14 protein-coding genes are annotated in these 15,227 nt (G+C 53.5%); 4 read left to right on the top strand and 10 right to left on the bottom strand.

Annotated features, from left to right (window positions below; translation table 11 throughout):
- Nucleotides 1-40: 40 nt before the first annotated feature.
- Entirely contained in the window at nucleotides 41-1,882 is a 1,842-nt protein-coding gene (typA, locus tag M655_RS10220) for a translational GTPase TypA (protein WP_005832760.1), read from the bottom strand.
- Between the two features lie 137 nt (nucleotides 1,883-2,019).
- Between typA and M655_RS10215 the strand changes: the two genes are divergently transcribed.
- Nucleotides 2,020-2,634: a YhcN/YlaJ family sporulation lipoprotein gene (locus M655_RS10215; protein WP_005832762.1), complete on the top strand. Its 615-nt coding sequence runs from the start codon at nucleotides 2,020-2,022 to the stop codon at nucleotides 2,632-2,634.
- 75 nt (nucleotides 2,635-2,709) lie between these two features.
- Here M655_RS10215 and speD read toward each other — a convergent pair whose 3' ends face one another.
- The 4 genes from speD to M655_RS10195 form a co-directional block, all read right to left on the bottom strand.
- Nucleotides 2,710-3,114 (bottom strand): adenosylmethionine decarboxylase, encoded by a 405-nt coding sequence (speD, locus tag M655_RS10210; RefSeq protein WP_005832764.1) that lies wholly within the window; start codon nucleotides 3,112-3,114, stop codon nucleotides 2,710-2,712.
- Nucleotides 3,115-3,349: 235 nt separating this feature from the next.
- Complete coding sequence (locus M655_RS10205) at nucleotides 3,350-3,946, bottom strand: hypothetical protein (protein ID WP_005832766.1); 597 nt, start codon at nucleotides 3,944-3,946, stop codon at nucleotides 3,350-3,352.
- Nucleotides 3,947-4,293: 347 nt separating this feature from the next.
- Complete coding sequence (locus M655_RS10200; protein ID WP_005832768.1) at nucleotides 4,294-4,800, bottom strand: DUF4446 family protein; 507 nt, start codon at nucleotides 4,798-4,800, stop codon at nucleotides 4,294-4,296.
- Nucleotides 4,801-5,023: 223 nt separating this feature from the next.
- Entirely contained in the window at nucleotides 5,024-5,623 is a 600-nt protein-coding gene (locus M655_RS10195; protein ID WP_007784134.1) for a YkzI domain-containing protein, read from the bottom strand.
- Nucleotides 5,624-5,847: 224 nt separating this feature from the next.
- Between M655_RS10195 and M655_RS10190 the strand changes: the two genes are divergently transcribed.
- Nucleotides 5,848-6,474 (top strand): YktB family protein, encoded by a 627-nt coding sequence (locus M655_RS10190; protein ID WP_005832771.1) that lies wholly within the window; start codon nucleotides 5,848-5,850, stop codon nucleotides 6,472-6,474.
- A gap of 148 nt (nucleotides 6,475-6,622) precedes the next feature.
- Here M655_RS10190 and M655_RS10185 read toward each other — a convergent pair whose 3' ends face one another.
- Nucleotides 6,623-7,585, bottom strand: coding sequence for an NAD(P)H-dependent flavin oxidoreductase (locus M655_RS10185; RefSeq protein ID WP_005832773.1), 963 nt, complete (start codon nucleotides 7,583-7,585; stop codon nucleotides 6,623-6,625).
- Nucleotides 7,586-7,748: 163 nt separating this feature from the next.
- On the opposite strand from M655_RS10185, the gene M655_RS10180 reads away from it, so the two are divergent.
- Entirely contained in the window at nucleotides 7,749-9,221 is a 1,473-nt protein-coding gene (locus M655_RS10180; protein WP_005832775.1) for an aminotransferase class I/II-fold pyridoxal phosphate-dependent enzyme, read from the top strand.
- 130 nt (nucleotides 9,222-9,351) lie between these two features.
- Entirely contained in the window at nucleotides 9,352-11,388 is a 2,037-nt protein-coding gene (locus M655_RS10175; protein WP_026557399.1) for a dihydroorotate dehydrogenase, read from the top strand.
- Nucleotides 11,389-11,414: 26 nt separating this feature from the next.
- Here the strand turns inward: M655_RS10175 and M655_RS10170 are convergent, their stop codons facing one another.
- The 4 genes from M655_RS10170 to M655_RS10155 all read right to left on the bottom strand — a co-directional run bounded on the left by M655_RS10170 (nucleotide 11,415) and on the right by M655_RS10155 (nucleotide 15,169).
- Nucleotides 11,415-13,556 (bottom strand): hypothetical protein, encoded by a 2,142-nt coding sequence (locus M655_RS10170; protein WP_005832780.1) that lies wholly within the window; start codon nucleotides 13,554-13,556, stop codon nucleotides 11,415-11,417.
- Between the two features lie 109 nt (nucleotides 13,557-13,665).
- Complete coding sequence (locus M655_RS10165; RefSeq protein ID WP_005832781.1) at nucleotides 13,666-13,791, bottom strand: GapA-binding peptide SR1P; 126 nt, start codon at nucleotides 13,789-13,791, stop codon at nucleotides 13,666-13,668.
- A gap of 137 nt (nucleotides 13,792-13,928) precedes the next feature.
- Nucleotides 13,929-14,732, bottom strand: coding sequence for an alpha/beta hydrolase (locus tag M655_RS10160; protein WP_005832783.1), 804 nt, complete (start codon nucleotides 14,730-14,732; stop codon nucleotides 13,929-13,931).
- 137 nt (nucleotides 14,733-14,869) lie between these two features.
- Nucleotides 14,870-15,169 (bottom strand): DUF3055 domain-containing protein, encoded by a 300-nt coding sequence (locus M655_RS10155; RefSeq protein WP_005832784.1) that lies wholly within the window; start codon nucleotides 15,167-15,169, stop codon nucleotides 14,870-14,872.
- Nucleotides 15,170-15,227: the final 58 nt, after the last annotated feature.

Below are 15,227 nucleotides of genomic sequence, written 5' to 3'. Positions count from 1 at the left end.
GACAAAGCGGCTTTTATTGTACCGCGATCGCGCCGCGAGCTTACGCTTGCGGTTGTGCTTCCCAGCGCTTTTGCTTTTCGTAGCGCTCGCGATCCGATTTGTTCAAATACTTTTTGCGCAAACGGACGGATTGTGGCGTAACTTCGCACAGCTCGTCGTCGTTCAAATACTCCAGAGCCTCTTCCAGCGTCAGCAGGCGAGGGGTCTTCATTTTCACCGTCTCGTCCTTCGTTGCGGAGCGGACGTTGGTCGCGTGCTTCTCTTTGCACACGTTGACGGTCAAGTCGTTGTCGCGGTTGTGTTCGCCCACGATCATGCCTTCATAGACTTCCGTACCCGGCGTGATGAACATGATGCCGCGATCCTCGACAGACATCAGGCCGTACGTGGTTGCGGTTCCGGTCTCGTGGGAAATGAGCACGCCTGCGTGACGTCCACCCACAGCGCCCTGGACAAGCGGACGATAGCTGTCAAAGGAATGGTTGAGGATGCCGTAGCCGCGTGTGATCGTCAAAAACTCCGTGCGGTAGCCGATCAGTCCGCGGGACGGAATGATGAACTCCAGACGGACCTGGCCGAAGCCGTTGTTGACCATGTTGACCATCTCGGCCTTGCGTTGGCCCAGCGTCTCCATGACAGCCCCGGTGTATTCTTCCGGCACGTCGATCACGAGAAACTCAGCCGGCTCCATTTTTTGTCCGTCGATCATTCGCACGATGACTTCCGGCTTGGACACGCCCAGCTCGAAGCCTTCGCGGCGCATGTTTTCCACAAGGATGGACAGATGCAATTCCCCGCGTCCAGATACAATGAACGCATCTGGAGAATCTGTTTCTTCCACACGAAGAGATACATCTGTCTCCAGCTCGGCCATCAGGCGATCGCGCAGCTTGCGGGAAGTAACGTGTTTCCCTTCGCGGCCTGCAAACGGGCTGTTGTTCACCAAAAACGTCATTTGCAATGTCGGCTCGTCGATTTTCAACAGAGGCAGCGCATCCGGGTGGTCGACGTGGCAAACGGTTTCGCCTACGTTGATATCGTCAATCCCTGCGATCGCGACGATGTCCCCTGCTCTCGCCGTTTTTTGTTCCACGCGCTGCAAGCCGGAGAAGCCGAACAGCTTTTGAATCCGCGCTTTTTTCACTTCGCCGTTGCGCGTGGTGACCGATACCATTTCATTTACATTCATGGTTCCGCGATAAATGCGGCCAATCCCGATACGACCCAAAAAGTCGTTATAATCCAGCATGGTTACTTGCATTTGGAGTGGTGCGTTTTCATCGGCATCAGGTGCGGGCATGTGCTCAACAATGGTGTCGAAAAGTGGACGAAGGTCGCCTTCCAGTTTATCCGGCTCCATTCCGGCGATACCTTGCAGGCCGGAAGCGTAGACGATCGGGAATTCCAGTTGATCTTCCGTCGCATCGAGATCGATAAACAGGTCGTACACTTCGTTGATGACTTCTTGAGGACGTGCATTGTCGCGGTCTACCTTGTTCACGACAACGATCGGGGTAACTTTTGCTTCGAGCGCTTTTTTCAATACGAAACGGGTTTGTGGCATACAGCCTTCAAATGCGTCAACAATCAAAAGGACGCCGTCCACCATGCTCATGATCCGCTCTACCTCGCCACCGAAGTCGGCGTGGCCTGGCGTATCCAAAATGTTGATGGTGAACTCTTTGTATTTCACGGACGTTGTTTTCGCCAGGATCGTAATCCCGCGTTCCCGCTCCAGGTCGTTGGAGTCCATCATTCTCTCCTCTACCTGCTGGTTGCTGCGGAATGTGCCCGATTGGATCAAAAGCTTGTCGACCAACGTTGTTTTTCCATGGTCAACGTGGGCAATAATGGCAATGTTGCGTATGTCAAGACGCTTCATGTGAACCTCCTCTGTTATGCATACCTTCCATATTAACAGGTCGCGAAACACGGCACAATGGGCATTTTTTTACTTGGAAACACTTCCTGATTAGCATGCGCCACAATCGACATACTAAAGACAGGAGGTGGTCTGCCATGAGGAAAAACGAGCCAAGCTATTTCACAGGTTTGTTCTTGATCGCAGCAACGCTTGTCGGGTGCGCGTCTTCCAACGCAGGGCCTGACACGGGCGCACAGACGCAAAGCAGTTCGCATCCAGCGACACCGATGACTCGCTCAAGCATCGGACACGATTTTAACGCCTATACGCAAGGAATCAACGCCCAGAACTACCTCAAAGGGTACACCTCAAACGGCTTCAATCAAGACCTGGCAGAGCAGCTTACAAAAGCGGCTGATGATGTCCCGGGCGTCGATCGCGCTACTGTCGTCGTAAGCGGCCAGGACGCCGTGATCGGCATTCGCGTGCGCGACAACCTTGGCGAGCCGCAGGCAAAAGTGATCGAGCAGCAAGTCCACTCTGCTTGTCGGGCTGTGTCGCCTACCTTGCAAATGCAAGTCTCGTCCGACCAAGCCGTCTTTGACCGCGTGCGTGCGATCAACGCGCAAATTTACGAGGAAGCGACGAACCGCAGCAACCAGGTTTTGCACGAGGGCACCTCGGTAGAACAAAAAATAACGAACACCTCGACCGAATTTACCAGACTTCTGCACGACATGCGCACGACGATCCAGCAGCCGTTGCGGTGATGGATCGACAGCGCATGCTCACGTAAAAGAGGTGCGGACATGTCTCCCGCACCTCTTGAATACTCTTCCGTTTTGTTACTTACTCACAACTTCAGCCACTTTGATTTCTGGCTCAACCACTTGCAGTTCACCTGTTCCGCGAACGAGTTTCTTCGCGTAGGTTTTCTCCGGCTTCAGCACGGATACCAAGTAGTCGATGGCAACTTGCGGATCGACTGTCTCGCCACAAGTGTAGCAATCCAGAGCGGCAAAACCGCGCTCAGGATAAGTATGAATGGACAGGTGGCTTTCCGAGAGAAGAACCAGCACGGTAGCACCCTGAGGAGAGAACTGCTTCGCTTGCACGCTCAGCACCGTAGCTCCGCATGCCTCAGCAGCTTCAATCATTTCCTTTTTCAAAAATTCTGCGTCGTTCAACAAGTCAAACTGAACTCCCCATGTGTCAACAGCAACGTGTCTTCCGAAAGTCGAGTATTCCATCTTTCGGTTCCCCCTTCCTAGCAAGTGTAATGTTAAACATCGCTAGGACCTGCGTCATTCACTAACGGGGGCGGTTTCCCTCTTGTTATCCACCCTTTGAAGTGAATCCTGGTTCCTAATCCTGTTTCCAACGAAAACAACAATACCATGTATTTGCCTACTTTGACAATACCCTTTTTCGAGAAAGTCCATGAAAAAACGGGCACCACTCGGCACCCGTTTTGTCTTACGTTTTTTATACTTCTAGTTCAAACAGACGCTGCGACAACATCACTAAACGCGTATCGATTGCTGGAAGTTTCTCCGGAGCAGCTCCCTTTGCCCAATTACGCAAATCCAGCCAGCGGTCCGTTTCCTGACGCAAGGACTCAATCTCCCTTTCGCTGCCCTCTTGCTGGAACAACGCTTCCAGCTCGTTGGCAATGTTCAGAGAGGTATCTTCAAAGATGGACGTCTCCTCGTCCCCCGACAGCTCCTGGATGCTGACCACCGATCCTTGATCGTAGTGGTACACCATCGTGAAGCCTTCGTAAATTCTGTGGACGATTCCATAGCCCCGAAACGTTTTCATCGCTTTTCTCATCGCATTCGCCAACTGCCGATCCCGAATGAGATAGGAGCTGTCGCAAGAGTAGCGATTGCCGACACGGCAAAAGCTCAGTTGAATTTCGCCGTTATGGTCAGACAAGATTACGTCGCGGTCGCCGTTGTCGCATACTTTGACATCGACTGAAATGTGTTCATTGGTGAAGAGCGAGACGAATTGGTTCAACTCCTCTTCATTCACCGTAAAATAGGCCTTGGCGTAGTTGGTTGCTAAACGCTGTGCCATAAATATCTCCTCAATTCTTTTGGTTTCCGTGGGCCAGTTACGACCAAACTGTGTCCAAATGTAGAGGAGATACGCTAAGTGTCAACGAAGGAACGCTGTAGAACCTGGCCTTGCCCCGCGAATCGAAAGTCGATTTGGGTAATGAAGGCGGATCACCTACTTTTTGTTTTTCCGAAAAAAAGCCATCCTTGACACCTTTATTATACAACAGAAGCCCTCAAAAGTCTTGATGAAAAAGCAGATGAATTTACGCAAAAATACCGAATATCCGCAATATGACGCAGAGAGACGCAATGATCTCCCTGATTCATTCATATGCTTGCGGTTTCAAAAGAATTCGCCGCGAGTCAGAGGCCGGAATTTGCCGTCATTGCCTTTTTGATGGCAGCCTGTTCTTCTTCGGACAAGTGGTAGGCGGATGCTCCCGCTTCAATCGGCTTGGCGTACACGCGCGACTCTTCCCGCCCGAAAATACTGGTAATCACCACACCGTTTTCGGCGTCATCTAAAATCGCCAAGGAAAAGCTCAGATCGCTGCCGACATCCCCGAAGGCGTTGTAGCGAATGATGGCTACCCTGCCACACTGGGCTGCTATACGCTGTGATAGACGATTGAGCGTAAACTGCTGATCGCCTTGCAGTTTTTTGACTTCATCTACCTGATCCAGCAGCCTGTGCAAGCCTTCCTCCAGGTTGGCTCCTCCGGTACCTGTCATCAGCCTGTTGATCGACTTGCGCATGCGGCTGATGCGAACCGATTGCAGGATGACGACGAGGAGCAAAATCAGCGTCAGCGCGATGATCGCCAGAAGCAAAATCGCGACATTGGGTATTTGGGATAGGAATGGTTCCAAAACATTTTCTTCCTTTCTGGTACATGCGTTGCAATAAGCAGTCAAAGCCTTCTCTATTGTACCTCCGCTTCGCCGCCCGTTCAAATAAAGACTTTGGCAAACCGGGAAATGCGAAAATTTGCGCAACCAAAAAAAGCGACACCCTCATTTTGTGAGATGTCGCTTTTTCATTCCGTATGCCTATGTGTCAAGCTCATCGTCCTATGGTTATCCTCCAGTCTACCTACGCTTCCAAAAGCAGCATTTCTCGACGAAGCTGTTTTAATACTTCCATAGATTTTTTGATTTGGGCCTGATCTTCTGCCTTTATCGCGTCAAACAACGTCGCCAGTTCATAATCGAGCTCCAGACGCAAAACCGGAATACGCTCCTCTGAGTCACGCCGTTTCAAAGCGGCAATCACTTGGTCCATCGTCACATTGCAGAATTTTTCGTAGATCATTTTTTTCTCAGCTCCTTTTATTTCCACTATTCTGACGACTTCTCCGTACTGGACGTGCTTCATCAAGATGCAGTCATCCAACCTGACCTTGATGATGGCGTGCCCCTTTGCTCGTTCCACGAAGTGGTACAATACCAGCGCCACCCGCGAGTCATGTACAGGAACGCCTGCCACTTGCAGCTTGTAAGACCCGTTTAATCGCTGCATGGTCCAGTCGGAAAGGCCGTCCGTGGTGTTCACGAGGAGGTGAAACTGCTCGGGAGATTCCTTCCACGTGACGCTCACCCCCGCTTCCACCAGGGCCTGCACCATCGCGTGCAATGTCTTGCGATCAAACCAAACCGCCAGATTGTCATACTCCAGCTCCATGCCGAGATTCATCCTGGCTCCTCCCGTTGACAGAATACTCAGATTTCGTTTCGGCTGTAAGGGAGTGAGTGGTATATCATATTATTCACGCTTCGGTTTTGCTATTCATATCCCGGCAAGTATTTTTTTCCTGCGTGGTATGATATCATATGGAGGATTCCAAGCTCCCTTGACAAGGACGTTCGCCCTTTTCTTTATACGTGGCGTTCGATCATGATAAATGAGGTGTTTGTTCCATGACTGCGTTTTCCGGCTTTCGCCAAGAAGATTTTGACGTTTTTGCCGTTGATGGACTCGACCAGCGGATGGACGCAATCAAGACCGTGATTCGCCCCAAGCTTGAAGCGCTTGGCCACCATTTTGCGCCCATTTTGTCGGCCGCAACCGGCGATGAGATGTTTTACCACGTAGCCAAGCATGCCCGCCGCACCGTAAACCCGCCAGCAGATACGTGGGTCGCCTGGGCCAATGACAAACGCGGGTACAAAAAGCATCCGCATTTTCAAATCGGCCTGTGGCAAACGCATCTGTTCGTCTGGTATGCCGTCATCTACGAAGCTCCGGCCAAGGCCCAGATCAGTCAATCATTCAGCGAGCATCTCGACGAAATCATGACGCTGGTGCCCGATTATTTCCACTGGTCGCCCGATCACACCGCGCCCGACAGCACTTCCCAGGCGGAGCTGGGCAAAGCCGGTGTGAAAAAGCTGGTGGACAGGCTGGCGCAAGTGAAAAAAGCGGAGCTGCTCTGCGGCTTGACCATTGATCGTCACGATCCGGTGCTTGCTGATCCGCAGGCGCTTTTGGGACAACTCGAAAACACGTTTGCCGTTCTCAGCAAGCTGTACACAATCGGTCGTTAAGCTTTCCTAATCGCCTCCCTGGCATTTGCTAAAGATATATGCAAAAGAACAGGTCCGCTTTCTTTTGAAAAGCGCTTGCCTGTTCTTTTGTTTTTTGGCATACCGTCACCGTGCGGGGCATCCTAGAGGAAAAGGAAGCGCCTCTCTTTTAGCCGCGAATGGCATTCAGCCGCTGAACGCCGCTTTCCGCCTCCCGGAACATCCGCTCGAACAGTTCCTGAACGGAAGGGATGTCCGAAATCAGGCCGATGACCTGGCCTGCCCAGCCAAAGCCGTGCTCACGGTCGCCTTCGTAGATGAAGGTGCGATTATTTTCGCCGCTGATGAAGCTTTTCAGCTCTTCATAGCCGGCGCCTTCTTTTTCCATTTGCAAAATGCGGTCAGAGCCTGGCGTGCGCACAACCCTCGCCGGCGCTCCCAGCGTTCTTTTGATGACAGCCGTATCTTGTTCGGTTCCTTTCAGCAAAGCTTCCTTGTACGCTTCGTGGGCGTGGACGCACTCCTTGGTCGCGATGAACCGGGTGCCCATCTCCACGCCTTCCGCGCCGAGCGCGAGCGCAGCGAGGATTCCGCGTCCATCGCCAATCCCGCCGCTGGCCAGCACCGGAATGCGGACGGAGTCCACAACGCGCGGAATGAGCACAAACGTCCCGATGTCGTCCCGGCCCAGATGGCCTCCGCCTTCCTGGCCGACAGCCATGACGGCGTCTGCCCCGATCGCCTCCGCTTTTTGCGCTTGCCGCACGGACGCGACCAGCACCAGCTTTTTGATCGGATGGCCGTCGAGTCGGCGCAGGAGCGGCTCAGGATTGCCTCCGGTCACAGAGATGGCGGCTACTTTCTCTTCGATGGCGACCTCCAATGCTTCTTCATACGGCCGATTGTATTGCCCAATCGCGAAATTGACGCCAAACGGCTTGTCTGTCAGCTCGCGCACCTTGCGAATTTCTTCGCGCAGCGCTTCTGCCGACGAAAGCGACATCGCCGTGACTTGTCCGAGTCCGCCTGCGTTTGACACAGCAGCGGCCAGTTCTGCGTATGCTAGATAGGCCAATCCGCCCTGCACCACCGGATATTTGATTTGCAACAGCTCGGTTACTTTTGTTTTCATCTCCATCCCCCCGTTTTTGTTAAGCTTCTCGGCAAGCGGGGAAAACTCCTGCTGCCACACGCGAATATGAATAAAAATTCGCTTGCTTTCCCCCCCTATTTTGCTATACTCAATTTGTTTGTTTTTCCCCTTTATTCTTGATTCGTAAAGTGAGGCGATCGTAGTGAGACAAATGAAAACTCCTTTGTTCAGCGGGTTGTTGGAGCACGCCAACCGGAACCCGATTCAATTTCACATTCCGGGCCATAAGAAAGGTATGGGCATGCATCCGGCATTTCGCGAGTTCATCGGGGAGAATGCTCTCTCGATAGACCTCATTAACATTGCGCCACTGGATGACTTGCACCATCCGAAGGCGATGATTAAAGAAGCGCAGGAATTGGCAGCCGAAGCGTTCGGCGCTGACCATACATTTTTCTCCGTCCAAGGAACAAGCGGCGCGATTATGGCGATGATTATGGCGACGTGCAGCCCTGGCGACAAAATCATCGTGCCGAGAAACGTGCATAAATCTGTCATGTCGGCGATTATTTTCGCCGGAGCGGTACCGATTTTCATTCATCCGGCGATGGACGAGCGTCTGGGCATCTCCCACGGGATTACAGTGAAATCCGTGCAAAAAGCATTGGAAGCCCACCCTGACGCTGCGGCTCTGCTCGTCATCAACCCTACTTACTTCGGCATTGCCGGAGACTTGCGCGAGATCGTGCGAACCGCGCACAATTACGAAATTCCGGTCCTGGTGGACGAGGCGCATGGCGTGCACATTCACTTCCATGAGGACTTGCCGATTTCCGCCATGCAGGCCGGAGCTGACATGGCAGCGACGAGCGTACACAAGCTGGGCGGCTCGCTGACCCAGACATCCATCCTGAACGTGCGCGAGGGCCTCGTAGATGTAGATCGCGTCAAAACGGTGCTGAGCATGCTCACGACGACGTCGACCTCTTACATTTTCCTGGCTTCGCTCGATATGGCCCGCCAACATCTGGCGCTCAACGGCAAGATGCTGGCCGACCAGGCGATGAAGCTGGCGAACAAGGCCCGCGACCTCATCAACGACATCCCGCGCATTTACTGCGTAGGCAAAGAAATACTCGGAAAGCCGGCGACTTTTGCCATGGACCCAACCAAGCTTTTGATCCACGTACGCGATCTGGGCATTACCGGCTGGGAAGTGGAAAACTGGCTGCGCGACAAGTACAACATCGAAGTGGAAATGAGCGACCTGTACAACATTCTCTGTTTTGTCACGGCAGGGGACACCGAAGAATCCCTTCACGCGCTCGTCAACGCGCTGCGCGAGCTGTCCGTGGAGTTTGCCCACGTGCAGGCAGAAGAAAAGCCGACCATTTCCTTGCCGAACATTCCGGTGCTGTCCACGACGCCGCGCGATGCTTTTTATGCAGAGACGGAAACCATCCCGCTCGTGGAAGCCGCAGGCCGCGTCACTACGGAGTTCATCATGGTGTATCCGCCAGGGATTCCGATTTTCCTGCCAGGCGAGGTCATCACTGAGGAGAACATCGCGTACATCCAGGAAAACATCCGCGTCGGACTGCCCGTCCAAGGTCCAGAGGATGAGTCGTTAAAAACGATCAAAGTCATCAAAAGACAAACCGCGATTTCGGGGTAAACCCCTCATTGCGCGCAAAGCCGTTGCCTCTATTTCGAAGGCAACGGCTTCTTTCATGATTTGGGCATGTATTGCCTGAACCTTTTGAGCTAAGATAGAAATGGGAAAAATCAGGAAGGTGATGATGCGAATGCCAGACTGGTCGTACCAGACGTTGTTTAAACCGCTGCTTTTTCTCATGCCGCCAAAGCGCGCACGCAGCTTCACGCTCGCTGCCATCGGCACATTGGCGAAGCTGCCCGGTGGCACTTCCGTTATCGAGCTGATGGGGCACATGCAGCCGCCTGCCGCTTTGTCCAAAACGGTCAGGGGTTTGCGTTTTCCGACTCCAGTCGGCCTGGGAGCAGGGCTTGATCCCACAGCAAAAGCGCTTGGAGCGCTATCCCGCTTTGGCTTTGGCTACATCGAGCTGGGGCCGGTTACGCTTGCGCCGCTGTCTGATCCAGGTATTACTTTGCGCAAGACGACGAATCTCTCCGTTACATACAGCGCCCCGTTCGAAAATCCCGGGGTCGCCGCTCTCGAAAACTGCTTGCGCCGCTCCCCCTCTGTAGCGATTCCGCTCGGCGCCAGATTGGGATTTCGCCCAGGCGCTGCACTAAAGGAAGCGACCGCTGAAAGAGAGCAACTGATTTTGCGCCTGCAGCCGTACTGCTCGTTTTTTTCGCTGGACTACCGCGCCAGCCAAAGACATGAGCCGTGGAGCGCTGCCCAGTGGCAGGAGCATTTGACCTGTCTGCGGCAGGCGACCGAGCGCCCGCTCCTGTTCGCGCTCCCGCCCGGAATAGCGGAAAAAGAGTGGCTTTCGCTGCTGCAAATCGCCCGTAACGCAGGACTGGATGGGATCATGGTTGCGGGTGGCGTGAAAAGCGCTCCACACGATTCAAGCGACTCGCCAGCGCCCCTGTACCAGACAGGCAAGCCATCCCGCGAAGCCGCCTTGCGATCGGTTGCGCTGACGAGGCAAACTTGGCCAGACTGCCTGCTGATCGGCTCCGGCGGCATCATCGAGCCTGCTGACGCTTTGGCCTTTTTGGAAGCTGGCGCCGACTTTGTGCAACTGCACAGCGGCCTTGTGTACGCCGGTCCGGGCTTGCCCAAACGAATCAATGAAGCGATTTTGCAGTCCGGCGCTGCGCGTCAGGCTGTCGAGCCAGCGAATAAGAGCGAGCGCACGGAAGCAGCAGCGGAAGTCGCAGCGGCACAACTGCCTCCTGCTCCTGCAGCGAGACAGGCACGTGCCATCCGCTGGTTACCCGCCTGGGTGTGGGGGCTTCTGCTCGGGCTCGGGATGATCGTCGGCGGAGCATTGGCCTGGCTGGTCGCTGTATCCACTGTCATCCTCCCGTACGACGAGCGTTTTTTGCAAATGTCTGCGGAGCAATTGTCACAGATCAGCCCCCAGTTGCTTTCCTTTATGTCGCATGACCGGATCAGCCTGGCGGGAACGATGATCTCGATCGGAATCATTTACGCGCAGCTTTCCTTTCACGGCTTGCGCCACGACATTCACTGGACGCGCGCTGTGCTGCTCGCCTCCGGAGCCGTCGGATTTTCCAGTTTTTTTCTGTTTATTGGCTACGGCTATTTTGACTACATGCATGCCGTACTCGCGCTCCTTCTGCTGCCCATGTTTCTGCTTGCTTTGCGCACACCAGCGAAAAGACACTTGCCTGCGCTCCCTCCCGAGCGGCACAACGACCGCACGTGGAAAATGGCTTTGTGGGGACAGCTTTTGTTTGTCGTCATCGGCTTTGCTTTGACCGGAGCTGGGCTGATTATTTCCTTGATCGGGATCACTGGCGTCTTCGTCCCGTCCGATCTGGTCTTTCTCTGCGTGTCCGCCGAGATGCTGCAAGCGTTTAACGAACGGCTGATTCCGCTGATCGCCCACGACCGGGCCGGCTTCGGCGGCGCTCTCGTCTCCGACGGCCTCGCCGTGCTGCTCATCAGCCTCTGGGGCTTTCGCCGCGGAGAAGCGTGGGTATGGTGGACGCTGTTTCTCGCGGGCATCCCCGGCTTCGCTGCTGGCATCGGGATTCACTTCGCGGTCGGGTACGTCGATTTTGTGCATTTGCTTCCTGCCTACGTAGCGGTCTTGTTCTTTTTGGCTGGGCTGGTGTTGGCGAAGCCTTATTTGACGGGAACAGTAAAAACAGGCGATTAGGACTGTGCCTAATCGCCTGTTCTCGTTTACTTATAGAATCGAATGTCGATCGTGGTGAGGCCAGCTTGGTTAAACAAATCAACCATACGTTTGCTATCGTTGAAAGCCTCTATCAGCGGCATTGTTATTTCATCCTCTGTCCCTTGGAAGAAGACAAACACAATTTTGGTAAAATCGGTACTGTTCATTTTCTCCGCCAGCGTGCCGTCGAGCATCAAGTCAACCAATTTGTACTCTCTGTAATCGCCCGGCTCAGGGTCCGGTTTTGGATCTGTACCTGGCTCCTCTACGGCATCGTCATCCCGTGGGCTTGCAAATGCCATCGTGTAGACGACAGGTTTGCCATCGCGCTCGTCGATCCAGACGATGCGATTGCCGCCGATTCTTGGGCTGGAAATCTCAGCATTGTCGTCCCACTCCACATCGCTGTAAGAGCGGTCTTCTACATCGTACAGCTCATAATAAAAATCTTTTTCTTTGGAAGACAAGCGGTTATCTTCAAAAAGAATCATATTGCGGGAAGCTTGCGGATTTTTTTGGTCGCGTTCAGAGTAGCGGATCAGCAGTTCTGTCCGTTGACGATCGATTCTGTAGTAGTACAAATCCCAACCGTTTTTCGCGCCTCCGCTATTTTCGCTCCAGACCACAAAATCGTCTCCGATTTGCGCGGATTGTACTTCCACGTTTTTGCGGATTACCGTCTCGTCTCTTTCCTCGATGTCGTACAAGTAAATGTCTGCCTTTTTCGAGCCTGTTTCTTCCACCCAGGCAGCGTAATTGCCGTAAATATCTACACTTAACGGCTCGGTTCTCAGGCTGGCAATTTCTTCTTCCTTGCCCGTTGCCAGGTCGGTGATGATAAGGTCGGCGCGGCGATCCACATTGACCCACAACAGCTTGCTGCCGTCGACCTCATACAGTTTTTCACTCGGCTGCTGGTCGTCATCTTCGTTCGTAATCTGCTTTTCCGTGCCTTTGCGAATATCGTACGCGACGAGTGCATCTTCCCGCTGATCGTACCAGACTACGTACTTGCCGCTCACAACCGGACGAATCGGGTCTGCGCTGCTTTTGCTGATGACCTTGCTCGTCCCTTTTTCCGTATCGAACAGGACGACGGAGTTTGCCTTTTTCGACTCTGTCACGTACACTACGTAACGGTCAGAGCCATCCGGTTGGCTCGGCTCCCCGGAAGTTGCGCCCAGCCCGATGTCAGCTCTTTCGTCCAGATCATAAATGTGGAGGCGCAGCTTTTTGTCGTTGTCTCTCTTTGCGTACATGACGTAATCTTCAAAAATGCGCGGACGCACCGACTCGAACACGCTGCTCGCGATTTCTTTGCCGGAAGATTTGCTCGCGTCCCGATATGCCAGATCGTCATCGTCCAGGTAGACGATCGTGTCTTTGTAAATATGTACGCCCGACTTGGAGGTCGAAGTATCCGTCAACTGCTTGTTTCTTCCCGTGCCGATGGTGTACACGTAAACCTGCTGTCCGTTTACGTAGGCGATTTTGTCACTGAAAAGGCTCGGCTCAATCTGGTGTGCCTTGCCCCCTGCTGCCAATTCTTCCTTTTGCTTGTCGATGTCGTAGTAGTAGATGTCCGGGTTGCCATCGCGGGAGTCTTCCCACGCTACGTAGCTGTCGCTGACGGTCGGATCGCTGGCTTTGCCGCTCGTGGAAACGCGCGTTGTGTCGCCTGTCGCGATGTCGTACATGTAAATGTCTGTTCCCGCATCGCTTTTATCGGACCAAACGACCTTTTTCCCCGAGATCTCCAGATCGGCTGCAGCGGCTTTTCCGCTGGTCAAGCGAATTTCCTCGTCTTTGGCAATGTCGTACAAATACACGTCTGCTCCGCCGTGGCGAGAGTCGATCCAGACCGCGTATTTTCCGTCGACCCGCGGGTTTTTCTTGTCGGAGTTTTTGTCGCCGATCTTCGTCTCGGCCTGCTTGCTCAAATTGTACAAGGTGAGCTTTTGTTCCCCCGCAATCTTCCAGATCGCATATTCCTTGGAAATGTCAAAGCCGTCTTTGGAAACTTCCGGCTGACTTACGTCTATTTTGATTTCCTGTCCGATACTGTTCGCAAACGCTGGAGTCCCGGTCCACAGGGAGGTGACCAGCAATGCGGCGGCCAGCAAACCCTGCATGGGCTTACGTTTCATGAAACAATTCCTCCTTTTGCAACGATTTTCACACTTCTCCATTATCCTCCAAGATGAAAAGGTTGTCAAAAAAAACAGGCCTTTGTAGAAAGGCCTGCACGGTTTTTCGCTATTCTTTTTCCTGTCTTTGCTCCGGTCTGCACTCGCAATGGCATACTCCATAAAGCGTTTTCACTGAGTTGCTTTCAAAATGCTCGATGATGGTCCCGCAAGTCTGACATACGATAGTTCCCATCTGTGTCCCCTCCGCATTTGTGATTCCAAATGAAATGTGATGTCACATATTCTTCAATTCAACATGCTTTTATATTAATATGCCACACCATTTGGAGTCAATACGGTAATTGCACACAACTTTTGTCGATTAGTATGTCACATTTTGTTTTGGGCGATCTCTTTCATCCATCTGTCCATGTGGCTGAGCACGTCCTCGCGTTCCGGCTCGTTCAGCACCTCGTGGCGCAAGCCCGGAAAGCGGCGAAACGTCTTCTGCCCCTGGATGCCCTCTGTAAAGCGCCCCACAGCGTCTGCATCCACCAGCGAGTCGTCGCCCGCCTGCAGCACCAGCACAGGCACCGTAAGCCGTTCCCGCTCCTCCCAGGCCGCCTGCATCGCTTTGTGCAGTTCCAAAAACCAGCGCACGCTGACTTTCGGATAATTGAGCGGATCGTTTTTGTAGGCGGCTTGCACGGCCTCATCCCGTGAAACCATGTCAGGCGTAATCCCGTTTGCAATCGCAAGCGTCGGCCAAAAACGGTCCAGCAGTCTCGCTGCCTGCGCCTTCCAGGCGGGCACCTCCAGCTTTAGCTGTAAGCACGGGGAGGTCAAAACCAGTCCCGCCAGCTCGTGTGCCGCTTTTTCCCGCTGCACGAAGCGCGTAGCGATCAGTCCGCCCAGACTGTGGCCCAGCAAAAAAACGGGCCGTTTGCCTGCGCTGTCTTCCAGGGCGGCCACGGTCCACTCCCGCACCCGCTGCACATAATCGTCAAACGAATCAACATGCCCCCTGATCCCCGGGGAGCGTCCCCAGCCAGGCAAGTCTTCCGCGTAGACGTCCCATCCTTGTTGATTCAAAAACGCCGCGACATGCTCGTATCTGCCATGGTGCTCTCCCGTGCCGTGCACGAGCACGACCGCTCCTTTTGGCTCGCTTGCCGACCATTTATGTACGCTCATCTACGTCCCTCCTCTTCCCTATCCCGATTTTATGCTGTCGCAGCCCGCTTCGTAAACAGGGCGCTCCGTGCTGCCGGCTGTCTGGCAGCTTCGGGAACCAGTAAAAAACGAGCAGAAGATAAACTTCTGCTCGCCCGCTAATACTGATTTTCTTCAAATGGGATGGGAGGCAAGTATTCTTGGAAAAATTCAGCGAGTGCCTTGGCTTCACTTTCCGAGTCCAGTCGGAAAATCCTTTGCAGGTACCCTGGATTTACCGCATCATCTGAACTGAGAAGGGTAGATTGCCCCGTCTGCATACAGATCACCAACGGCTTTCCATAAAACTTGTGCGTGAATACAATGCCGAAGTCGTGTCTCGTTCCTTCGGAGATAAACCCGAGAAAACGGACATTGGCGTTTTCCGAAACGTCGTATAAGTGGTCGTAGTGCTCCATCAGCAATCCCTCCTCGTCTTGATTTTCACTCCGACAACATTTTCAAAAATATTCGGAG

Origin of the sequence: Brevibacillus sp. NSP2.1 (assembly GCF_000470975.2) — a bacterium.
In the GTDB taxonomy this organism is placed as follows: Bacteria; Bacillota; Bacilli; order Brevibacillales; family Brevibacillaceae; genus Brevibacillus; species Brevibacillus agri.
The sequence above is the reverse complement of the archived record's forward strand: the minus strand, read 5'-3'. Positions and strand labels throughout refer to the sequence as shown.